The 23,345-nt window shown below is 60.8% G+C and carries 18 protein-coding genes; 4 read left to right on the top strand and 14 right to left on the bottom strand.

The window, feature by feature from the left end; genetic code table 11:
- Positions 1–2: 2 nt before the first annotated feature.
- The 6 genes from IVB23_RS06055 to IVB23_RS06030 form a co-directional block, all read right to left on the bottom strand.
- A complete protein-coding gene (locus IVB23_RS06055) occupies positions 3–2,213 on the bottom strand; it encodes an ABC transporter permease (RefSeq protein ID WP_061882134.1) in 2,211 nt (736 codons plus the stop codon).
- Complete coding sequence (locus tag IVB23_RS06050) at positions 2,206–2,988, bottom strand: ABC transporter ATP-binding protein (protein WP_061882135.1); 783 nt, start codon at positions 2,986–2,988, stop codon at positions 2,206–2,208. Before IVB23_RS06050 ends, IVB23_RS06055 begins: the two co-directional genes overlap by 8 nt.
- The gene (locus IVB23_RS06045) at positions 2,981–4,063 is read right to left on the bottom strand and encodes a branched-chain amino acid ABC transporter permease (RefSeq protein ID WP_247802936.1); all 1,083 of its coding nucleotides are present in this window, start codon (positions 4,061–4,063) and stop codon (positions 2,981–2,983) included. The genes IVB23_RS06050 and IVB23_RS06045 overlap by 8 nt, the downstream gene beginning before the upstream one ends.
- A gap of 1 nt (position 4,064) precedes the next feature.
- Complete coding sequence (locus IVB23_RS06040; RefSeq protein WP_061882137.1) at positions 4,065–5,075, bottom strand: branched-chain amino acid ABC transporter permease; 1,011 nt, start codon at positions 5,073–5,075, stop codon at positions 4,065–4,067.
- A gap of 457 nt (positions 5,076–5,532) precedes the next feature.
- A complete protein-coding gene (locus IVB23_RS06035; protein ID WP_197965525.1) occupies positions 5,533–6,360 on the bottom strand; it encodes an AraC family transcriptional regulator in 828 nt (275 codons plus the stop codon).
- Between the two features lie 124 nt (positions 6,361–6,484).
- Positions 6,485–7,735, bottom strand: a complete 1,251-nt coding sequence (locus tag IVB23_RS06030) for an ABC transporter substrate-binding protein (protein ID WP_247802935.1) — start codon at positions 7,733–7,735, stop codon at positions 6,485–6,487.
- A gap of 47 nt (positions 7,736–7,782) precedes the next feature.
- Here IVB23_RS06030 and IVB23_RS06025 point away from each other — a divergent pair, with 47 nt between their 5' ends.
- On the top strand, positions 7,783–8,067 hold the full coding sequence (locus tag IVB23_RS06025; protein WP_247802934.1) for a hypothetical protein: 285 nt from the start codon (positions 7,783–7,785) through the stop codon (positions 8,065–8,067).
- Positions 8,068–8,281: 214 nt separating this feature from the next.
- On the opposite strand, the gene IVB23_RS06020 is transcribed toward IVB23_RS06025, so the two are convergent.
- The 4 genes from IVB23_RS06020 to IVB23_RS06005 all read right to left on the bottom strand — a co-directional run bounded on the left by IVB23_RS06020 (position 8,282) and on the right by IVB23_RS06005 (position 13,224).
- Complete coding sequence (locus IVB23_RS06020) at positions 8,282–9,721, bottom strand: undecaprenyl-phosphate glucose phosphotransferase (protein ID WP_197965527.1); 1,440 nt, start codon at positions 9,719–9,721, stop codon at positions 8,282–8,284.
- Between the two features lie 161 nt (positions 9,722–9,882).
- The gene (locus IVB23_RS06015; RefSeq protein ID WP_197965528.1) at positions 9,883–10,770 is read right to left on the bottom strand and encodes a hypothetical protein; all 888 of its coding nucleotides are present in this window, start codon (positions 10,768–10,770) and stop codon (positions 9,883–9,885) included.
- A gap of 192 nt (positions 10,771–10,962) precedes the next feature.
- Entirely contained in the window at positions 10,963–11,982 is a 1,020-nt protein-coding gene (locus IVB23_RS06010) for a hypothetical protein (protein WP_247802933.1), read from the bottom strand.
- Positions 11,983–13,224: an O-antigen ligase family protein gene (locus IVB23_RS06005; protein ID WP_247802932.1), complete on the bottom strand. Its 1,242-nt coding sequence runs from the start codon at positions 13,222–13,224 to the stop codon at positions 11,983–11,985.
- Positions 13,225–13,342: 118 nt separating this feature from the next.
- Here IVB23_RS06005 and IVB23_RS06000 point away from each other — a divergent pair, with 118 nt between their 5' ends.
- From IVB23_RS06000 to IVB23_RS05990, 3 genes are all read left to right on the top strand, one after another.
- Complete coding sequence (locus IVB23_RS06000) at positions 13,343–14,971, top strand: hypothetical protein (RefSeq protein WP_247802931.1); 1,629 nt, start codon at positions 13,343–13,345, stop codon at positions 14,969–14,971.
- A 78-nt stretch (positions 14,972–15,049) separates the two neighbouring features.
- Entirely contained in the window at positions 15,050–15,967 is a 918-nt protein-coding gene (locus IVB23_RS05995; protein WP_061882144.1) for a glycosyltransferase family 2 protein, read from the top strand.
- Between the two features lie 77 nt (positions 15,968–16,044).
- Positions 16,045–16,764, top strand: coding sequence for an FkbM family methyltransferase (locus tag IVB23_RS05990; RefSeq protein ID WP_247802930.1), 720 nt, complete (start codon positions 16,045–16,047; stop codon positions 16,762–16,764).
- A gap of 45 nt (positions 16,765–16,809) precedes the next feature.
- On the opposite strand, the gene IVB23_RS05985 is transcribed toward IVB23_RS05990, so the two are convergent.
- From IVB23_RS05985 to IVB23_RS05970, 4 genes are all read right to left on the bottom strand, one after another.
- Positions 16,810–18,096, bottom strand: coding sequence for a polysaccharide biosynthesis protein (locus IVB23_RS05985; protein ID WP_247802929.1), 1,287 nt, complete (start codon positions 18,094–18,096; stop codon positions 16,810–16,812).
- A 223-nt stretch (positions 18,097–18,319) separates the two neighbouring features.
- On the bottom strand, positions 18,320–19,375 hold the full coding sequence (locus IVB23_RS05980; protein WP_247802928.1) for a glycosyltransferase family A protein: 1,056 nt from the start codon (positions 19,373–19,375) through the stop codon (positions 18,320–18,322).
- 362 nt (positions 19,376–19,737) lie between these two features.
- On the bottom strand, positions 19,738–22,227 hold the full coding sequence (locus IVB23_RS05975) for an Ig-like domain-containing protein (protein WP_247802927.1): 2,490 nt from the start codon (positions 22,225–22,227) through the stop codon (positions 19,738–19,740).
- Positions 22,228–22,927: 700 nt separating this feature from the next.
- Positions 22,928–23,248, bottom strand: a complete 321-nt coding sequence (locus IVB23_RS05970; RefSeq protein ID WP_247802926.1) for a hypothetical protein — start codon at positions 23,246–23,248, stop codon at positions 22,928–22,930.
- Positions 23,249–23,345: the final 97 nt, after the last annotated feature.

Below are 23,345 nucleotides of genomic sequence, written 5' to 3'. Positions count from 1 at the left end.
GCTCACCTCGCTAGCCTCCGCCGCGCGCCGGTGCGGCCGAACAGGGTTCGGAACGCACTGACGATGGCGGCGGCGAAATCGGGATCGTTGATGTTCTTGGGCGTGCGAACGAGCTGGCGGTTGCCGGTCTGCCGCACGGTCCGCTCCAGCGTGCGAAACAGTGCGGCGTCGGCATCCGGATCCCAGAACGGCTGGCCGCGCGCGTCGAGGGCTGAGACGCCACCCTCGGGGAGGAAGAAACGCACAGGGCCGTCCATCTGGTTGAGCCGATCGGCGATCCAGCGGCCCATGCGCTCGTTCTCCTCGGCGGTCGTCCGCATCAGCGTCACTTGCGGATTGTGGACGTGGAACTTGCGGCCACGATAGCGTTCGGGAATGGTATCCGGCGCACCGAAATTGACCATGTCGAGTGCGCCGACCGAGCCCACATAGGGCAGGCGGCTGCGGATGATCGCCCCGAAGCGGTCATCGATCGCCGGAAACACGCCGCCCATCAAGAGATCGCAGATCTCGGTCGTGGTGAGGTCGATCACGCCGGCGAGCTGGCCGGACTCGACGAGCTTCTCCATCGAGCGTCCGCCGACGCCGGTGGCGTGGAACACCAGGCATTCGAAGTCGTCGCGTAGGTCGGCGGTGATCTTCTGCACGGCCGGCGTCGTCACGCCGAACATGGTGATGCCGATTGCGGGCAGCCCGCCGGCCTCGCGCGCCGTTGCGGCACGCGTGTCGAGCCGCGCCTTAACCATGCCGGCGAGCGCATGGGCCCCGTTGGCGAGCACCGCGCGCGAGATCGAGTTCAGCCCCTGCACGTCGGTGACCGAGTACATCATGGTGATATCGGCGGGGCCGACATAGGGCCCGACATCGCCTGATGCGACGGAGGAGATGATCAGCTTGGGCACGCCGATGGGCAGCGTGCGCATGCCCGGGGCGACCAGCGAGGCCGCGCCCGAGCCGCCGGCCGAGATCACGCCGGCGACATTGCCCTGGCGTCGCATCCAATTGGTAAATGCATCCGCCATCGCGGTGACGGCGGCACCACGGTCCGTGCCGAACACGGCGGAGCCGCCGCGACCGTGGTTCAGGGCGATCTCCTGCGCGGAGACATCGCAGGATGAATGCCTGCCACTGGTCGAGACGTCGACCAGCCGCGTGCGCAGGCCGCTTTCGGCGATGATGTCGCGGATGAAGCGCAGCTCCTGGCCCTTGGTGTCGAGCGTGCCGACGACCAGCACCACCGGTGGGCCCGAGGCTTGCGCCGCCGCCGGCTCGCGCTTGCGCCGCGCCGTCTCGTCGAGCCGTGCGACCTGGGTGGAGAGTGTCCGCGCCGCTGCCTCGATGCGAGCGATCGGCACCGGTTGCGACCATCGCGTCGGCAGCGTCGGGTTGGAAACGTAGATGCGGACCGGCCCGTCGCGGCGTGGTGCCGGCGCGGGCTTCGCCTCGGGGCCGGACGCGGGGATGTCGATATCGGGCTCGAGCTCGGCGTGAAGCCCGACGCCGAGCAGCCGCTGCTGCAGCTCGCGGTCGGCGGCAAGGCGCGCGGAGTCGATGATGCGGTTGATGCGGCCGTTGACCATGATCGCGACGTTGCGCGAGATCGCGGTGGCGACGCCGATGTTCTGCTCGATCACGAGCACGGCCATGTCGCCGTCGTCACCGAGCCGCAGCAACATCTCCTCGACTTGCGCGACGATGACGGGCGCGAGGCCTTCGGTCGGCTCGTCCATGATGAGCAGATGCGGATTGGTGAGCAGCGCGCGCGATATCGCCAGCATCTGCTGCTCGCCGCCGGAGAGCTGGCCGCCGCCATGGCCCTTGCGCTCGGCGAGGCGCGGGAATGTGTCGTAGATGCGCTCGACGGTCCAGACGCCCGGCCGCAGCCCGCCGGAGAGTCGCAAATGCTCGTCGACGCTGAGCGATCGCCAGAGCCGACGGCCCTGCGGCACGTAGCCGACGCCGAGCCGCGCGATCTGGGCCGGCGGCCGCCGGGTGACATCCTCGCCGCGGACGCGGATCGAGCCGCCGCTCACGCCGACGAGGCCCATGATCGCCTTGCACAGCGTGGTCTTGCCCATGCCGTTGCGGCCGACGACGGAGAACACGCCGCTCTCCAGCGTGAGGTCGACGCCTTGCAGCGCGTGGGAGTGGCCATAATAGACGTCGAGGCCGCGGACCTCGAGCGCGGCGCTGGAGCGGCGGGCCTCATTCATGGCCGCCTCCGAGATAGAGCTCCTGCACTTCAGGATCGGACTGGATCTCCTGCGGCAGGCCCTCCTTGAAGACGCGGCCGTTGTGCATCATCGTGACGCTCTCGACGACGCGCAGCGCCACGTCCATGTCGTGCTCGATGATGATGTAGCCGATATGCGCCGGCAGCGAGGTCAGGATCTCGATCAGCTCGGCGCGTTCGGTCGGCGACAGGCCCGCTGCCGGCTCATCGAACAGGACGAAGCGCGGCGCGCCGGCGAGCGCGAGCGCGATCTCGAGCTGGCGCTGCTGGCCGTGGGCGAGCTCGGCCACGCGCTGGTCCTTCACGGCGGATAGATGCACGGCCTGGACCAGATTATCGGCCGCATGCATCAGCGCATCGTTCTGTCCCGGTCGCAGGAACGAGAAGCGCCCGCGCGAGACCCCGCGGCAGGCGAGATAGACGTTGTCCTGCACGGTGAGGCCGGGGAACAGCGCGGAGATCTGGTAGGTCCGGCGCAGCCCGCGCCGGATGCGCTCATAGGGCGGGAAATGCGTGACGTCCTCGCCGAAGAAGCGGATGGTTCCGGACGAGGGCGGGAAGTCGCCGGTGATGCAGTTGAACAGCGTGGTCTTGCCGGCACCGTTGGAGCCGAGCACGGCGCGCCGCTCGCCGGGTCGTACGGTGATGGTGACGTCGGTCAGCGCCGCCAGCGCGCCGAACATGCGCGTCACGCCGCGCAGCTCCAGCGCTGCGCCGGCGCCGACGGCGGAGAGGCGCCGGGCAACGCTATCCATGGCTGCGCCTTCCACCGGTTGAGTCGGCGCCGCGACGCTGTCGCTGGCGCCAGCGCTGCCACAGGCCGATCACGCCGTCCGAGGACCAGAACACGATGGCGAGGAAGCCGAGCCCGATCAGGAGGCGGAAGCGGTTGCCGTCGAGGCCGAGCCGGACCAGGAAGTCGAGTGCGAAGGTGCGCAGCAGCACGAAGATCAGCGCGCCGATAAAAGGGCCGATCGGGCGCGTGATGCCGCCGACGACCGCGATGATCAGCACGTCGATGCAGGCGCCGACGCTGACCGAGCCCGGCGAGATCTGGCGGTAGTTCCAGACCTGGAGCACACCAGCGAGTGCGGCCACGAAGGAGGCAAACGCATAGGCTGCGACGCGGTGGGCGTTGACGTTGAAGCCGAGCGCGGCCATGCGCCTCGGATTGTCGCGCACGCCCTGGAGGGCCAAGCCGAAGGGCGCGCGCGAGAGGTATTCGACGGCGAAATAGCAGAGCGCGGCGACCGCGAGCACGATGTAATAGAAGGGGATGTCGGCGCGCCAGTTCACGCCCCAGAAGTGCGGCGTGGCCACGGTATTGATGCCGGTATGGCCGTTGAAGATCGCCCAGTTCTGGTTGGTGAAATAATAGAAGGCAGCGCCGATCGCGAGCGTGATCATGATGGTGTAGATGCCTTCGGTGCGCACCGCGAGCGCGCCGCCGAGCGTGCCGAAGGCGGTCGCCAGCGCCAGCGCCATCGGCACCGCGAGCCACCACGGCCAGCCCAGGCTGATATTGGCGTTGCCGCTGACGCCGAACACGGCGACCATATAGGCCGAGAAGCCCGCGATGGTGAGCTGCATCAGGCTGACCATGCCGCCGTACCCGGCGAGGAACATCAGGCTCAGCGCGATGGTGCCGAGGATCAAGGTGGAGGCGAAGATCTCGATCAGGAAGAAGCCGTTGGCGATCAGCGGCATGATCAGGAGAATGGCCGCGACGATCCAGGCGGCGGGATTGTTGACTTCCGGCCATGTCCGCGTCGGGCGTTGCGCCACGGCGGCGGGTCGAACGGCAATCTGAGCATCGTGGGCGAGCGACATCTCAGCGCCTCGCCAACAGGCCTTGCGGCCGGATCGCCAGCACCAGCACCATGATCAGGAAGGTCACGACGATGGCGTAGGTCGGGATGTAGACCGAGCCGAGCTGCTCGGCGAGCCCGATGATCAACGCGCCGAGTGCAGCGCCTGGGATCGAGCCCATGCCGCCGACGATCACGACGACGAGGGAGGCCAGCAGGAAGCGGATGTCCTCGCCTGGTGACAACGACTGGAAGGTGCCGCCGACCACGCCGGCAATGCCCGCAAGTCCTGCGCCAAAGGCGAAGACGGCGACGAAGACGAGCTGGATGCGCACGCCGGTCGCGGCGAGGATATCGCGGTCGTCGACGCCGGCGCGGACGATCATGCCGATCCGGGTGCGATTGAGCGCGAGCCACATCGCGACGCCGATGACCACGGACGCGGCGAAGATCACGAGCCGCACCGAGGGATATCTGAGATAGACCGGCTCGCCTGAGGATTTGATCGCCGTGACCAGCGGCAGCTCGACGGGACCGATCAGCCAGTTCGGGGTCTGGATCTGGTAAAAATCGCCGCCGCACGCCCAGAGCATGAGGTCGGCGAACACGATCGACAGCCCGATCGTCACCATGGTCTGCCTGAGATCCTGGCCCTCCATGCGGCGGAAGACGATGACCTGGAGCAGCACGCCGACGAGGGCAGTCAGGATGAAGGCGACGATGAAGCTGAGGATCCATGACCCCGTCGAGGAACTGATGGCGTAGCCGACATAGCCGCCGAACAGATAGAGCGAGCCGTGCGCGAGGTTGACGTTGCGCATCAGGCCGAAGATCAGCGTGAAGCCGCTGGCGACGAGGAAATAGAGGCCGCCGAGCGTGATGCCGTTGAACAGGGCGTTGAGAAAGACGCGTTTGCGGCCGATCGCCTGTTCGAGGCCCGGCGGCCAGACCGCGAAGATCAGCCAGAGCATGACGGCAACGGCAATGATCGAGATCAGCGCCCAGGCGGGATGGCGTTCGACAAAGCGGCTCATGCTGTCGCCTCGCTTCGCTTGCTGCAGGGCAATCGCACGTAAAATGCGGATTCTCCGCAGCCCATCCTTCGAGACGCCCGCTTTGGTGGGCTCCTCAGGATGAGGGCGGAGTATGCGGCAGCAGTTTCAACGAGGCCGATGCCGATGAGCCTCATCCTGAGGAGACAGCGGAGCGGTCGTCTCGAAGGACGAGGCGCTTGCTCAGGTCGTTCCAGGCAATCGTGTGTGATGGCGTTCGCGCGTGCGCAGAGAGGTCGCGCCGGAGGCGCCGGTTCACACCAACCCTCTCCCTGCAAGTGGGGCGAGGGGGCATGCAAGCCGTTGCCGGCTGCTGGCCCTGCCATGGACGAACGTCCTCCCTGGACTCAGCGATCCTCTTTCCGGGATCGCGTTGCCGGCATCCTAGCCAGGCGGCGAGGGCGGCGTTTGATCGTGAGTATCTTTTCGTGGCCCGCGATCAGGCGCGCAAAACCTTGGCTGCGCGACGATAATCGGTCGGGGCCATCCCGACATTGGCGGCGAAGAAGCGGGTGAAACCGCTTTGCGAGGAGAAGCCGAGGTCGAAGCCGATATCGGCGATCGGTGCCTCGCTCGCCACCAGCGCTTCGAGCGCCTGTTCCATGATCAGCGTATTGAGATAGAGGTTCGGGGTGACACCGGTCTGCACGCGGAACAGCCGGTAGAAATGCGGCCGCGACAGGCCGGATTCGCGCGCGATGGTGTCGAGCTCGATCTCGGCGCCGGGACTTTCCGACATCATCTTGATGCACTTGCGCACGCGAAAATCGGTGACGGAGCCGCTTGCGCGCGGATCGCGCGCGACCACGGCCTGCTGCCAGCTTTCGTCGTAGCAGATGTCGATCAGCCTCCTCAGCTCGGCATCGAGGCTGGAGAGCGATGGTGCGCCGCACACGAGCGCGGCGGTCCGCCTGATATGCTTGTCGAGTGCAGGAGTACGCCTGAACTGGGTGCGGCCGAAGCGCAGACGGTCGCTGCCCGAGGCATCGGGCGCAAACCATTCGGCGTTGACGTAGAGTACGAAAAAGATGGCGCCGCCATCGAGATCGGCCGGCAGGAAGTTGTGCGGCTCCCAGGGATTGACGGCGACGACGGACGATTCGGTGAGATCATAGTGCCCGTTGGAGACATCGATGCACGCCGGCATGCCGCCGACATGGAAGATCAGATGACCTTCACGATGGGCGTGGATATTGAAAGGGCGGTTCAACTGATAAACCGTCGCCCGGCCGAAGCGGCCGTGGAAGACGGCGAGCGCACGGCTCATGCCTTCCCCTCCCGGATGTTCTTGTCTTTTCAGCCAGCGTTCAACAACGCCGCCGAGATTGCAAGAGCGGAGAGCGACCGCGTCAGCAAGTCGCTCTCCGCTTGCACTGTGCAGGCGTGATGCGTCAGTATTTCTTACATTCCGGAACGGTGCGGCTCGGCAGCCCGATCTTGGAGAAGACGGCCGGATCGTAGCCGAGTGTCTGGTTCACGTTCGGAATCACCTTCACGACCTTGCTGAACAGCGCGCCCTTGCCGTCGTCGACGACCTCGGTGACGAAGTTGGTGCCAATCGCCTGGCGGTTGGAGTCGAGCTTGATCTTGCCGTTCGGCGCATCGAGCTCGATCTTCGCCAGCGCTTCCTTGAATTTAGCCTGGTTGTTGGAGAGATCACCGTTGACCTGACGCAGCGCGAGGATCAGCGCCATGGTTGAATCATAATAGTTGGTCGCCAGCAGCGAGGGGCTCGGGAAGCGCTTGTTGGGCGGGAAGGCGTCCTGATAGGCCTTCACGAACTTCTGCCAGCCCGGATCCTCCCAGGTATCGGCCTGGCCGCTCGCCGCAATGGTGCCGATGAGGGCGTTCTTGGCGTTGCCCTTGGACGACAGGATGGTCTGGTCGATCATGATGGAACCACCCATCAGATGCGCCTTGCCGCCGGCCTGCTGATACTGATTGAGGAAGTTGACGGCATCCGCGCCGCCGAGCCCGAGATAGATGGCGTCGACGTCGTCGGGCAGGGCGGCGATGACGGAGGCGAAGTCCTTCGTTCCCAGCGGCACCCATTGTCGGTTGGTGACTTGCCCGCCCATTCCGCAGAACTCGAGCACCAGCCCGAACACCTGGGTGTAGATGAAGGAATAGTCTTCGCCGACGGTTGCGATCTTGCGGTACTTCTTGTCCTCATAGGCGTATTTGCCGAGGCCGACCTGCCACTGGGCGCCGTCCATATTGTAGCGGAAGAAGTTCGGGGCAGGGTCGACATAGGTCGTTTCCTGCGCGCCGGAGGCCGCATTGATGAAGGTCAGCTCGGGATGGGTCTTGGCAAAGTTCTTCACCGCGATGCCCTCGTCGCCAGAGAGAGGCGACAGCAGGATCTGGACCTTGTCCTGCTCGATCAGCTTGCGCACAGCGCGCACGGCCGAGTCCGGCGTTGCGTCGGTCGAGGCGACGATGAATTCGAGTTCCTTATCGCCGATCTTCTTGCCCAGCACATTGAGTGCCGTCTGATGGCCGCGCATCCCATCCTCGCCAAGCACGGTGTAAGTGCCTTCGAGGGTTGCGGTCACGCCCACCTTGATCTTTTCCTGGGCGATTGCTGCGCCTGAAAGAAACAGGCTGCTCAACGTGAGCAGTCCCATGCTGCATTTCGACATGTGCTCCTCCCCTGTGTCGTCGTTTTGTTGCCGCGCCGACCTGCGCGATGCTCGTGGCTCTCGAAGGCCGCGGCTTTAGAGGGAAGCTAGCCGAAGTCGAATGCGGTGCACGCATCGGTGTCTCGTTCGGTTTGACTGGCAGTCTCATTTTTGAATGTTGCGGCGCAAGTCGTTTCGCGGTGCAGCAGGCGATCGCGCCGCAAAAATCCTGTCGCAGCCGACCTGAACAATCGCATCCGCCGATGATCGTGATGCAGATCCGCGACGGGACTGCCGAGCGCAACGCGTCGCGAACCAACCCGATCGACCCCTCACCACCGCCTGTCGCGTGACGGTACGTTGGCAACCCTGCGCCAAATTGGCGGGAAGGACCTGCGCCTGGTCATCTCCAGGAGAACGAACGACGCCGTGACCGCCCTGAAGATGAAAAACAAAGGCGAGAACGGGTAGCCGGCGCTGACTAGTGTATGCGGTCCGCCTCGGTTCCCAGCATTCGAGCGGGGCAGACATCGAGCTGGCGTAGGCGAGCCTACGATCACCAGTAGCTCAATAAACGTCCTGACCGGAGAGCGTTACTACGGTCCGGATCATGATGCGAATGTCCAACCAAATGCTCCAATTGGTGACATACCAGACGTCGTACTCAACGCGTTTCTTCATCAGCTCGATGGTCGGTGTCTCGCCGCGGAGACCGTTCACCTGAGCCCAGCCCGTAAGGCCCGGTTTGACGTGACGACGACAGGCATAGTTGCCAATCATCTGATCGTAGTAGTTGTCATGCGCAAGAGCGTGCGGCCGCGGACCCACCAGCGACATTTCTCCGCGCAGCACGTTCCACAGCTGAGGCAATTCGTCGATGCTGGTCTTGCGCAGGATCCGCCCGACCCGCGTAACCCGCGCATCCTGTTTGCTGGCCTGCTTGATCTCGGAGCCATTCTCCGACACCGTCATGCTGCGGAACTTCCAGATGTCAAATAACTCGCCGTTGAAGCCCCGGCGTGTCTGACGGAAAATGATGCTGCCTGGCGAATCGAGCCTGACCAGGAGTGCCGTCATGACGAGTAGAGGTGCGAGGCATAGAAGGCCGAGCGAGGCAAGACAGATATCGACGCTGCGCTTCAAGGCTCGTTCGCCGACCGAGAGAGGCGCTCTCTGGACTTCGATCACCACCGAGTCGCCTACGGGCGTGAACGGCCGCGACACAAGGTCGGCGATCTCAAGATCTGGCAGGAGGCGAACCGGATTTGGTACCTGGCGCAGAGATTGGCTGAGGCGCTGAAACAGCGCCAGATCGCGCCAATTGAAGGCCAGAAGGAATTCGTCGACGCCAGCTCCGCGCGAGTTTCGAATGATGGTGGCCAGCTCGCGCTCCATTGCTGCGTCGTCGGACTTCAACGTAGCGTCCAGAACGAAGTGGCGTACCACCTGAAAACCGTTCCTACGCAAATCCTTGAAGCGGACTGAGGTAAAGTCGAGCGGCTCTCCGCTTATCAACACGACCCTTCGTTTGACGGAGTGTCTTCGCGCGAAAGATGAGACCAGAGCGAATCGCCAGATCACGCGATGCGCGCCGAGACCAGCAAGGCCGATCACTGCGAACAGAACGATGGTGATACGGGACAGCTCGGCGGTCGATCTCAGTAGGAAAGCAGAGAATACAAGAATCGCAAGCGAGAGAAGCCAGACGGATGAGGCCTTCCGCAACTGCCAGTTCGTATTGGCCAGGTTGTGGTTATCGTAGCATCCCCTGAAAAAGGCGATCGCCACGAATGCGGTCGCCACAAGCAACGCGACGCCGACGGAAAGTTCTCGCTCGGCCAGTGTCGTCATGAACTTGCGGTGAACCAGGTTTGCGGCGACATAGCTGAGCAAAATGAGCAGGAAGTCGCCTGCCATAATGGCAAATTGAACCGGTCTCTGTAGTGAGACACCGCGTCGTACCAACATCGAAGATGAGGACTTCGAACCGTATGTGGTCAATGACATGAAATGCCTCATTCCAAAAGACGTCACGTGGCAATGCATTGGCTAAAGCAAGGGTGCGTTCAAAAGCCTGGATCGAGAGGTTACAGGTCCGATGATATCGGTGTAGCTCCTCGCGACATTTCGAAGACGGCAATCGCAAATATCAACTTTGCCTAGTGTACCTATCGCGGCGCCAAGGTCCGCAGACACGGCGAGGGTCCGGCCGCAGTGCGCCGCGTGCTGGTGGCTGTAACAGGGAGCGGAGACTCAGCCAGGGGTGGGGGTGGGTCTGCGACGAACTGCGCTGTGCTGCCCGAAAAGAAGTAGAGTGTTGACCAATCTGGGGAGAGCTCGACCCAGTTGCTGCTGCCGGCTGCTCGATTGTTAGCGCCGTTATGCGGCGAGTCCGAAGAACGCCACCAGTCGGCTCCAACGTTGGCAACCACTTTCATTTCGGGGTCGGTCGTCTTCATCTCTATCTGGACGTAGACAGAATCGACAGCTCCGGCGGCGAAGCCGCCGCGTCTCACGAGCCACATCAGGTCGTTGCGGCCGGGAGGGGGACTGTCAACAAGGGTAGTTCCATCCGTCCGAACTTCGATCTTCATCTCGACAGCAGCATTCTTGGGAGCCATTACGTCAAAATGGGCCCCGACGATCTCGTTCTCTGCCTGATCTTGTACCAGTATCCATTCCTTCGTGCTGCGAAGGCGCACATAGGTCTTTCCGTTGGCGACGAGGATCTTGCCGTCCTTGTTCGGTGTGGGCGCCCCAAACTTTGGAAATATTGATGCCATTCCTGTAACGGCAGTGAAGTCGGCGGGAGGTTCGCCGTTCTCGGGCTTTGAGGCACCGTTGCACCAGGAAGAAGTCTTGGGGACGCCTGCTGGATATGCCTGGCTGTAACCAATAGTGTTTTGCTCGATGACACTAGAGGCGAGACCGACGGAGGTGACGGCGTCCGGTCTCCCACTGGCCGCATCGGCATTCTTCGGAGAGACGGCCAGAATTCCAATGAGACCGAGTGGCAGGAGCCAGCCCGAGACGGATCGCTCGAGGGCGTAAATCATACGCGCAATAGCAGCGGGCGGCGAGCAGGACGGGATCAAATGGGAGGTACCAGACATAGACCGACCCATAACCAGTTAAGAGTCTTTTCATATCGTAGGCATTGGACGCGCGTCAGAGTTGACGAACGTCAAGAATGGGCACGCGATTTGGGAGGCCGATAGATCGGTGCACGCCTGGGCCCGTAGTGCTCGTCACGCCCGGTCTATACGTTTGCGACTCTGCAGGTTGCTCCAGCGGACCTTGGCCAGTGCTCCCATGGTCAGGGCGAAAGCCAAAAGGCAGTCGTTCGACAAGGCTTGGACTGCTGTGATTGGATAGGAAAGCATGGCGCGTGAACCGGAGTTGATCGGCTGAAGCCAGATCTCTTCCGTGAGTGGAGATTTGACGGTTCCGTTTGCGGTGGCGTGTTTCTGCTCTCTCGAGGTGGAGGCAGGTCCACCCGGTTCATTCGGGATGAAGTTCTCGCCGCTCCGCGTTGGTGTGGAAGGGCGTGCGGGCGGTGTCTCCCTCACCAAGTCGCGCAGCGGCGGAGCCGGGTTCGCGCGAAAGTCCTCAGCGCTCATGGAATAGAACCCGATCGTCTTCCACTGGGTCGATAGCTCGATCCAGTTACTGCCGCCCACGCCCGGATTATTGCTGTGATCCTCGAGATAGGGCGCTCGCGCGTCGCGCCACCAGTCGGCGCCGACCATGGCGACGAGACTTAGGTTCGGATCGGTAACCCTCATCTCCATCTGAACGTAGACGGCGTCCACAGTGTCGGCCGCGTAAGTTCCGCGCGCCTTGTACCAAAAATGGTTGTTGTAGCCAGCCGGAGGCACATCGAAGGCGATCGTCGCGCCGGCCAGAGGGGTAGCCTTCATGGGAATGGCGACATTGCCAGCGAAATCCGGGACGAAATGTCCCCCGGTCAACTGCGTTCCCGACTGGTCTTGGACTAACGTCCATTCGCCGGCTTGCTTCATGCGAACGTAGGTCTTGGCGTTGGCGACCTCGACCGTCGCGCTCGGATTTGAATACGACGGTGCTCCCACCTTCGGATAGACTTGTCCCCAGCCCTCAACCGCGGTGAAATCTTCGGGTGGCGACCACAGTCCGCCGTCATTCCATCCGTGATACCAATTGTAGCTTGACGGTACTCCTGCCGGAAAGCCTTCGCTGTTTCCGGGAGTGTTTTGCTTGATGAGTTCGGAGAGTGAGAACTCCATCAATTATGCTCTCTTGCTCGCGCCGGACGAGTTGCGTTCCAGCCATTTCGGAGACGTAAACCGGCCCGCGTAAGAAAAGAACAGCGCCATCGACGTGAAATTGTCGATGAGGTTTTCGGATAGAAAGTAGATGAGAAGCACTGTGTACATCGTCTTGGCAGCCCGATCCTTCAGTGAAAACACAATGCTGAAGACGAAGATGACGAAAACAATGCAATTCAGAAGTCCATACTCTGCCAAGACGCGCAAATAGTCATTGTGCGGCGGTAGCGGCAAGACGGTAAGGATGCCGGTCTGACTCGCACCATATCCGAACAATATTCCGCCGAGCCCCAGCGACGAGTATATCTGCCAGATGTTCGTCCAATGGCTGATGCGGAAGAACGCGGACATGTCCGTCGTTCCGGTCAAATCGATCAATTGCTTCGTCGTCATTCTGGCGACGGTGCTGGGGTCGAGGCTCCAGATGACTGAGATTGCGTTCAAGCCTGTCATCAGTCGATCGAGTGCGCCCACGGCGTAGGCGGCGACGCTGGCGCACGCCAACAGGATGATCACGACGAAGACTTGTGGTCGCAACGGAAAAAAGGACCAGAGGCCGATCGAGATGATGGTCGCCAGGGCGGGCCCGACACGGTTCATGATCGCGGCATTTACGAACTGGGCGATCAAGACCTTATTTCCGAACCAGGGGGAAAGGGCAAACAGTAGGGCCGAGAAGTAGAGCGCTGCCGTATTTGTGTTCGGAAAGTAGGAGAACACGTCGGGATATTCGATGCCGGTGTAGACTTGAGTCTGGCCGATCGCCTTGAACAGGAGCGGCAGTGCCGCAAGCACGTAGATGCAACGCTTCTCGGCTGGCCGTATCTGCTCGGCCATGCCGCGGCCGGCGACGTAGAACGAGTAGATTGAGACGAGCTTCAACCCATCGGACAGCTCAAAGGAGCCAAAGTTCACCAGGTAGCTGGCACCTGTGAAGATGCAGGCGAGCGCCAAGAGAAGATTGTAGAAATAGCTTCTCTCGCTGGCGATCAGCACGTGGCGCGCAGACCACAGGATCAGAAGCAGGCTCGTCGAATTGCTCAGGACGTTGAATATGGTCGATCCGGTGAAGTGATAGAGAAAGGTCAGGAAATTCAGGAACACGAGGCCAAAGCAGGTCACTACGAAGAAGCGACCGTGCATGGTCAGCGAACCGGAAGCGAGGTGCGGTGTACCCTGTCTTCCCAGAGCCAGATCGTTCACGGCAGGCGTACTCCGCGCTTCTGAAGGTTTCGGTTCCGCGGCGCCACTCCGGGCGGGAGCGACCTGCCGGGGACCGATCGGTCGGCCCAAGTTGTCGGGAATTGCCAAGGCTGAGTTGATGGTCGTCAATACCTGCCCGGACGCTTCGGTAGACCCTAAGCCGTCAAAAGAAGTGGAGCCGGCGGTGGAACGTAACGCGAGCAGTGTATTCGCCAGAGCATTCGGTCTGCTATGGCGGCGGCAATGGGTCATATATCTGTGCCTATTGCTGACGTCCGGCGCGGCCTTTCTCTACTACGCAGCCGTTGGAGACCGTTACGAGGCATACGTCTTGCTCCGGGCGGGGCAGGGGATCAAGGAACGATCTTCGAGCAACGCAGCCTCGCCATTCGGGGAAGGCGTTGACCTCCAAAGTCGAATGGAATCCCTGTCGCGCATCGCCAAGATCGATCTGGTCATCTTGGAGGCGGCGAAGAACGTCGGCTACGAGAGGCTATCGTCGGACGCAAATCCAACGCTTCTGGCCAGGTTCATGGCCTGGGGTAAGGAGATCGATCTTCGGGACGTGTTCGCTAGGGAATCCGCAGAACCGAAGGAGCGGGCGAAGCCTGTCGACGAGACCGAAGAAGATATCGAGCGTAACCAGGCGGGGATTCTCAGCTTGCGAGACCGCGTGAATGCGAAGCAGGAGGGGCGCTCCGATCTATTGAGGATAACGTTCCGTCACAAAAATCCGGTGGTCGCCGCGAGCTATCTGAACGAGCTCGCGAGCGCGTTGGTCACGGTGCAAAGCCTGGACGTGCAAATGCCAGGTGCACAGGAATTCTTCCAGCAACAAACGAAGCGGCTGGAGGAGGAGGCCGAGATCGCAGCCGCGGATCTGAAGCGCTTCTCCGTCGAAGCCTCAATCTATGCCGTCGATGACCAGCGGCAGCTGCTGCTCAAGCGCGCCAGTGATCTGTCTGCGCTGATTGCCACGACGCGAGGAGCGATCGAGGACAAGAAGGGACAGAAGCTGTCGGTCGCCGATCAGTTGGCGATATTGCGGCCTGTTGCCCAGAACAAGGCCGTGAGTCGGATGGTGACCACGCTCGGAGGGCAAGATAACCGTAAGAGTCTTGACCCGGTCGCCAAGCCGCCTGAGCATTTCGAGGAGCAGCCGCCGTTGCTCTTGATCAAGGTTTACCAGGACAACATGGCAACACTGATGAAGCTGAATGCCGAACTCAATGGGCAGACGGAGCTCCTGAATCAACTCGGCATGGAGCTCGAGAAGGTGAACGCGGAGCTGGCCTCGCTTTCCGCGAAGGAAGCGGAGTACGGAAGATTGAAACGAGTTCTCACAACCGCATCGTCTGCCGCCGCACAGTATGCAGCTCGTATTCTCGAGGAGCAGATAAGCTCCGAGGTCGCCAAGAAGAGCCAGCTCTCCAGCCTTAGAGTGGTGCAGAAGGCCATAACGCCAACAGCGCCGGTGTTTCCGCAAGTCTCGCATCTGATCGCGTTGGCGGCCGCTGGCGGAGTTCTGCTCGGCTTAGGTGCCATCTTCGGTCCCGCGCTTGCCAAGACCACCATGCATCCGGCGTCGAGCTCGGTCACCGGCGCCGAAGATCACGATCCTATCAAGAGCTTGTTGATGGCTGCCCAAAGAGGAGATGGCGTGAGGTCGCTACATGCTGCCGGGCGGGCCGACTACGAGGAAGGCGGTGTCGGGAGTGATGCACGATCATCCAGAGTGCCTCGCTAAGGAGGTGAGAACAGTGGTGTCATGCGTGCGTCATGTGAGGCGTCGGTAGCCGCCGCCGCTACCAAGGGCAATCCCGACATGAAGATATTCAGCATTTGTTGTGTTCGAGACGAGAACGACATTGTCGGCGAGACGCTGAAAGCGGCTCTCGAATGGAGTGATCGGATCTTCGTTTTCGACAACGGAAGCACCGATGGAACCTGGGAAACGCTTCAGGACCTCGCGAAGTGCTATCCCAAGATCGAGCTCGTTGGCCACGACGATCGCACGTTCACCGATGAACTCCGCGGAGAAATATTCGAGGCCCGACGGTACGTAGCGTCGCCGGGGGACTGGTGGTGCAGGCTCGATGCCGACGAGTTCTTCATCGATGACCCGGCACAGTTTCTTGGGAACGTGCCCCAAAGCTATGGCTTCGTCTTTTCGGCCTCAATGAACTTCTATTTTACGGATGTCGATTTGAGGAACTACGAGGAGAATCCGGCGGCGTGGCTCGCCCGTCCCGTGCACGAACGGCTCAGATACTATCAGAACAATTGGAGCGAGCCGCGTTTCGTTCGCCATAGAAGTGATCTGCGTTGGGGTGGACTGATCTGGCCGCACAACCGCGGACGGACATTGCCATCGCGGATACGTTTGAAGCATTTCCCATATCGGTCGCCGGCGCAGATATCCAAGCGACTGGCAATACGCCAACAGCAGCCGGGATTGTTCAAGCACGAGGCGAACCGAGCGCTCGCGAAGGGTACGCAGTCTGACTGGATAGATAAGGGCCCGATGCCCGTGCATGAGCTGGCCTCCTGGCGCGATCGTGTGAGGGAGGCCGCCGAATGTGACGTTGATCGGGGCGATGGAATGTTCCTCACGCGCGAGGACCTGATGCCTCCACTTCCATCGCCGGCCTTGGACCTGGTGAAGGTCGGCCTGCGGCGGACGGAGGTGGGGAGAGCAATGCTGTCAACGCTCGTGAGATGGCGTCGAAGTCAGTTCGGCTAGCGGTGAGCCATTTGGCCCACCGGCGCGCAAGATCAACGGCCCGGCCGAGTCGGGCTGAAATTGATAGGAGCGGAGAGATGATGGTGAAAGAGCGACTGAAATCGTTTGTGAGGTCAACAGGTTACGAAATTCGCCGTCATCACCCGAATTTGGCGGAGTTCCTCCAATCTCGTTCCGTGGGCCTTGTTCTGGATGTCGGCGCGAACGAAGGCCAGTTCGTGGACGATCTGAGATCGCAGGGATACACGGGGCGGATCGTCTCCTTCGAGCCCGTGCTTGACGTCTTCAAAAGGCTCGAGAAGAGGTGCGAGGCCGATCAGAAATGGGATTGCCGAAATATCGCATTGGGAGATGTCAATGGGGTCATCCAGATCAATGTGAGCAAGAACACGGCCATGAGTTCTATCGTCAACCAGACCGAGATCGGTCGGAACAGCATCTACGAATCCGAAGTAGTTCGCGTCGACAAGGTCCAGATCGCCACGCTCGATTCGATATTTAAGGAGTTTTCCGGAGAGCGTGTGTTCCTGAAGGTCGATACGCAGGGATTCGAGCAAAGCGTCCTGCGCGGTGGTGTCAACGCGCTTCATACCCTGCTTGGCGTTCAACTCGAATTGCCCCTGATCCATCTCTATGAGGATACCTGGAAGTTCGATGAAGCAGTCCGATTCATGCGGGAGGCTGGTTTCACGCTGAGCCAGTTGCGGCCGGTGACCTACTACTCCAGGGATCCCGCTTCGCTACTCGAGGTGGATTGCTTGTTTAGACGAACTGACTACGCCAATGGTTTTAGCTAAGACTAGTCGTCGCTGAACATTCTTGAGAGCGCTCTCGATCTGCAGCTAGGCGCCCACTCTGCGGGAATAGGCGTTCGAGCTCGGCAAGCCGAACAGCAACCAGTAGCGCCATAGTGCGATGATAAGCGATGTCAACAGGATTGCTGCTCCGGCGCCATGGAGCCCGGCGAGCGGCAGCAGCATCAATTGTGCTACCACTAGGATGCCTACCGAGGCCAGGTTCGTGACCGTCGTCAGACGGTCTAGATGCGCCGTGAACAGGCCCAAGGCGCCGAAATCGGCCATATAGCGCATCGCCAGCCCAGCTACGATCAACCAGAATGCCGACCACTGGGTGACGAGCCCGGGTTGAGCCACCCATGGCAGAAGAAGCTGGAAAGTAAATCCGATTACCGTGCTGAGCGCAGCAGTCGCGAGTGCGGTCGTCTGCAGGAAGCGCCAGGCCAGCAGGCGGTGCGCAGAGGGGCCGCTGGTCCGATAGGCGCTGATCAGCGATGGTCGTTGCTTTTGTTGTAGGACGAGGGCCAGGAATGTGGTTGCAGAATTGCCGACCGTCCAGAAGAGGAAGTAGATGCCGGCGACTTTCAAACCGAGGAACAGTGTGATCAGGTAGCGGTCGATATACTGGCTCGTGATAAAGCCGAGGTCGCTCAACAGCATGAGGAAGGATTTCTGAATCGCGTCGGTGATCACTCCAAGCCTGAACGGCCGAGAGAAGGATGCCAGCCATGGCCATGACCTGCTGAGGGCAACGAACAGCCCCACCGAAGCGACACCTCCCACCAACCAGAAGCCGAACAGATGCGAAAGCGATCTGAAGCTGGGGTCCCAGATAGCGAGCGGAATATAGATCAGAATCCAGGCCGCGCCGCGGATGAAGCCGATGGCGTTTGCCCAGACGTGGTGCTGCAGGCTGGAAAGGAGATAAAAAATGTCATTGCCAACGTGCTCGAACATGATCACGGCAACGACGAGGATCCAGAGAGGCGAAGTGCCGACGAGGACGGTGAAGAGCGTCGTGATCGTCAGAAGGACCGCGTACGCAAAGGCTACGAAGCCCCAATAGTGGCGCATGCTGTCGATCATTTCGCTGGTGGCGGCTGTTACGGCGTCGCGCATCAGCAGGTGGTTCATGCCAAGATTGACCACGATCGGAACGGCTGCGATCGCGCCGGCGGCGAGGCCATAAAGACCCAGCGACGACAGGTCGAGATAGCGGGCAATGAACAGGGCGAGACCGAATTTGCAGCCCATGACGCTCGCCCGCATGGCCATGACCATGAGATCGACGAGGAGGCGGCTGGGTGGGCCGGGCAGAGCTGGTGTGCTCATGATGCAGGCAGTGAATTAGGCATAACGTCACCATCGCCTTGATCTCGCGTTCGGACCGCTTGATCGGAAAACCAGTGAATCTTGGGTCAGCCTATGGGTGCAGGAGCCGGACGAATTTGAGGGCTATCAATAACGGTTCAAGCCGATAAATTGTGGCCGACCGTGTTGCACTTGGTATCGGAATCGTGTGCGGGGAAACCGACCATAGCTCGTGCCGTTGCCGTTAAGCGAGTCGTTCCGGGGTGCCGCGTCTCAGACGACGCAGGCGAGCGGCGAGAAGCGGCGGACAAAGGGCGACAACAGCGAAGCGAAGGACAGCTTGCACGCTCACACCGTGGAGATCGCGGCGGAAGTGCCAGGCCATGCTCAACATATCGAGCATGCTTGCTCCGTTCTTGCGAACGTCCGTCAGCGCGATCAGCCCGCGACGTGCGAAGCAACGCCAAGCCTGGAGCTGAATGGTCTTGCGGAGCTGTGTGTCCTGAACACAAGTCTCCGCAGTGTACGCTATCAAATCGGCTACCTTGCGTCCGTCGTGCAGAAGCCGTTCCACCCCCAATCGAGCCGTCTCGGAATCGTCGTGATAGGTGTAGGTTGCGCAGGCCTCGTTGACGAGACCGGCCTTGCCGAGAAGCAGCAGCGGCGCCCATGCAGCGACGTCGGCAGTGTGCGGCAGATCGAGCGGAATTCCGCCCCGTTCGCGCAGAAGGGCGGTGCGCATCACCACGCCGCACATATTGACGGTGATCTGGTCAGTGAGGAACGCATTCAGAATCGCGGTACCGTCCCGAATGCCGGTATCGAGAGTCCGGCTGACGCGCGGGGAGCGCGTTTGACCGAGTGAGGCCGCGTGTAGATTGCTTAGGGTAATGACGATCGGAAGTTGCGGGTGTTGGCGAATGAGTGTCACGCATCGCTCGAGCAGCGTCGGCATGATCCTGTCGTCATCGGATACGAAGACGACGTAGTCGCCTCGGGCATTCGCGAGACACGCATTCCAATTCGGGAGCAGGCCGATATTCGTTTCCTGGGTGATGACGCGCAATCGCGGGTCGCTAAACTCGCCCAAGATCTGTGCCGTATCGTCCGGCGAAGCGTTGTTCGAGACGAGAACCTCGAAATGAGGGTAGGTCTGCGCCAAGGCAGATGCGATGCATCCTCTCAACAGCGCCGCCCTGTTGTACGTAGGAATTGCAATCGTTACGTAGGGACAGTCAGTCTTTGCCGAAAGCGCGCTGTTCACGGCTCTGCTAGCAGAGCTCTCGGGCGGACACTCCATGATATTTCCCGAATGTGTCATGGATTTCGATTGTCAGTTCTGTCGTCGCGGCAATCGCCATGAGAGGCTCGACCCGGGATTCCTTGGTTTCCGATCGGAAGTGGACTTGCTGTAGTGCATGGCCGGCTCCTTCCATGTGCGATATCGTAAAGGGTCATGGACGGCGAACGGCAATATTCTGGGCGCGCCCGGCATCATCTAAGCTGAACCAGGCATGTCCGAGTTGACGGCTATCAATTCCGCGAGGCTGATCGTAGAGCGGCGGCTGCTGGCTGGAAGGCGCTCCTTCGAGCGCTCGCAACGCAAACCGCGGGGGCCGTAAATCGGCGCCCCGCGATTTGACTATAGCCTATGGCCAGGAACTAGTGTTGTGCCGGCAACGAGAGCGTCTGCGAGAGCAAAGTGGTCGTATCGGTTGCAAGGGGACCACTCGTCACCGCACCGGTCGTGATCGCATCGGTCGCGGTGTATTGGTTCATCAGCGCGACTGCCTGGCTTGCACTGCTCAGCATGGACGCCGAGGCAGGGTTTGCCTGCTTAGCAACCAGGGACACATTGTCATAGAGCGCACCGAGCCCGTCACCACCCTGGTTCGCAACCTCGCGGAATGTCAGGCGGTCTTGTCCGCCTGTCCCGGTCACCGTGAAATCATAGTTCTTCCAGTCGGCGTCTGGCGGAACTACCCCAACGACCGAGCCATTCCAGAGGACTTCGACCGAACATGTCGAGTCGGAGAACCCCGGCCGTGAGCGCGCGTCGAAGGAAAGCGCATATTGCTGACCGGCGACCGTTTTCACATCCTGGTAAAGTCCATCACGGGCTCCGAGATAGTCCAGTTCGCCGTAATTGCCGCCGTCACTTGCTGTCACGCCGTTCAGATTATTCCAGAGCTCGATGGTTCCGCCACTAATGGCGTGCCAGCCGGGAATGGCATCGAAGCCCGCCCAGCCGCCGGGCGCCAGTGATGATGACTCGAAAGACCCGTTCGTCAGGAGATTCTTATCCCCGATCTCCGGCAGCGGAGTGGTTGGCGCCGCTGTGGCGGCGGTGAGCTCGATATTGTCATAGAGGGCACCCAAACCATCGCTACCTTGGCTGGCCACTTCGCGGAAGGTCAGGCGATCGTTGCTGCCAGTGCCCACGACATTGAAGTCATAGTTGGTCCAGTTGCTGCCGGGTGGAACGGTCGCGATGACCGAGTCATTCCACAACACCTCGATCGAGCAGGTTGCACCGGTGAAACCGGGGCGCGAGCGTGCATCGAAGGACAGTTGATAAACCTGTCCCGCGACGGTCTTTACGTCCTGATAGAATCCATCCCGGGCACCGAGATAGTCGAGCTCGCCAAAATTACCGCCATCGCTCGCCCTGACTCCGTTGAGATTGTTCCAGAGCTCTATGGTGCCGCCGGAGATCGCGGTCCAGCCCGAAATCGACTTGTAAGCTCCCCAGCGGCCCTCACCGAGGGGCGACGAGTCCGTCGTCTCGAACGACCCGTTGACCAGCAGGTTCTTTCCGTTTGCCGGGGGTGAGATGAGGGGCTCACTCACCGTCACATTCAGGGCATTAGATTTCGTGCCGACGTTGCCCGCGGCATCGGTGGCCATCGCAGTAAACGCGTGGTTCCCGACGGCCAACTGGGCTGTCGTCAGGCTCCAGGCGCCGGCTGCGTTAGCTTGAGTTGTGCCCAAGACGGACGTTCCCTCAAGGACCTTGACCGTGCTGCCTGCTTCCGCTGTGCCCGTCAGCGTCAATTGGCTGACGTTGGTCACCTTGTCCCCGACGGTACCAGTATCCGGTGTGAATGCGGTGATGCTGGGTGCCACCGGCGCGAGCGTGTCAACCCGCATGGCGAGAGAGGCCGATTGTGGACTGACGTTGCCTGCAGCGTTTGTGGCGGTCGCGGTGAAGGTGTGGTTCCCATCTGCCAACTGGGCGGTGGTCAGGCTCCAGGTGCCACTCGCATTGGCCTTGGCCGTACCAATTACGGTCGAGCCCTCAAAGACCTTGATGGTGCTGCCCGCTTCTGCCGTTCCGCTCAGCGTCAATTGTTTGGCATTGGTGACCTGGTCTCCGACGGTACCCGCATCCGGCGTGATTGCGACGATCTTGGGCGATGCCGGTGCTACCGTGTCAGGAGCCTCTACTGGAGGCGGTTGAGTGGATCCAAGCAGAGGCGGAGGCAAGTTTGCCTGGAACGCCGCAGTGCTCATGGAATAGTAACCGATCGTCTTCCATTGCGTCGATAGCTCAACCCAGTTGCTGCCTCCGACACCTGGATTGTTGCTGTGGTCGTCAAGATACGGAGCTGACGCGTTGCGCCACCAGTCCACGCCAACCATACCCACCAGATTCGCGTTGGGGTCGGTCTGCCTCATGTCCATCTGGACGTAAACGCCGTCGACCGTACCAGCCGCATAAGTCCCACGCGCTCCGTACCAGAAATGATCGTTGTATCCGGTCGAAGGCGCATCAAAGCTCACCGCTCCGCTTGCCAGGGTTGTCACTTGCATCGGGTAACCTGAGTTACCGCTGAAATCAGTGACGAAATGTCCGCCTGCGATTCCAAGCTGTGACTGGTCCTGAACCAGCAACCACTGGCCGGTCTCCTTGATATGGACGTAGGTCTTTGCGTTCGCGACTTCGACGTTTGTATTTGGGGACGCAGGAGCCCCTTCTTCCGTATAGACTTGCGCCCAACCTTCGACCGCGGTGAAGTCGGCAGGCGGGGTCAATAGTCCATCAGGATTCCAACCCTTGTACCAATTGTAGCTGTGCGGAACACCGTCTGGATAACCCTCGCTCTGCCCAAGCGTGTTTTGTTTGATCAGCTCTGATAACGAAATCCCCATTTCACCTTTCCTAGTCGTTCGAATTTGTGATGTGCGATGACTGTGTTGTGCGGCATACGTTCGACGCCGACCGCGAAGGCGGACAGCCAGAACGCATGCTCGACCTCACGCCGCTCGCCTGCTGCTTCTGCTGATACTCGAGAATTGCAAGAGCTGGGGCCGGACGCCCTGCGGCCATCTCTTGCACCACCGAATCGGACTTACCGAATCACTTTGAGCCTTCCCCATAAGCATGAACCAAGCCAGAAAAAGTTCAACCGACCATGTCGCGGCCGAACTCTTCGCAGCTTCTGTGACTGCACTCATTTCGAGCAACTGGTCGTCAGAGAGACGACCTGCAAATGTATTCCGGCGCATTTCGCGATTTCACGCTTGCAACAGAATCTGTCGTCAATGTGATTGATTTGTTGCCGAATGGGGTGTCAGTGAGGCGCTCTTCTATCGTTGCCGTCATATGGCCGCCTTTGCCTCTCGAGGCAGCGGGAGCCGATGGACCGCAAGCTCTGCTATCGCGTGGAAATATCGGCCGTTCTTGTCTTTCGCGCACTGTGTGGGGGGGCGCACATTGAGCGCGTTGCGTCTAATTGTCCCGCCCCGGCGAGGCGCATGCCGCATCTGACATTTGAGACTTCGGGCATCGGAGTGCGGTGGCCAGAATCGGTGCGACGAGAGGTTGTCGCGTCCGCTACCATTGCGCTGCTCACCATTGAGAATCGTCAACTCGATCGGAAACGTTGGAGCCAAGTGAGAAGAATGGCCTCTCTTTGAACGGTAAATACGTAAGGTAGATGCCATGCGCAATCGGCCGCCGAGCGACAAGTCCGACATTGAAATTGAGCAGTCCGAGATACACCGTGAGATAGCTGACGAAGAGTGCGGCCAGATCCTCTCTGTTGCGGTTCGAGGCGAGCACGGAAGCAACGAAGTCGACAAAGCTGAGCAGAAGCAGCCGGTGCGAAAAAGCGATCCGGGTTCGATTGAGCAACAGCGCCACTCCGCACAGGAAGGCGAGAACCAGCATACGGAGTCCGCTGAGGGAAGAAAGCGGGGACGACAAGCCGGACAACGGGCTTCGGTACGCCATCATAGAACGATTGTTCGGCGGGCAGACAGCAGCT

Source organism: Bradyrhizobium sp. 191, assembly GCF_023100985.1.
Taxonomy (GTDB): Bacteria; Pseudomonadota; Alphaproteobacteria; order Rhizobiales; family Xanthobacteraceae; genus Bradyrhizobium; species Bradyrhizobium diversitatis.
This window is presented reverse-complemented; position numbering and strand designations above follow the sequence as displayed.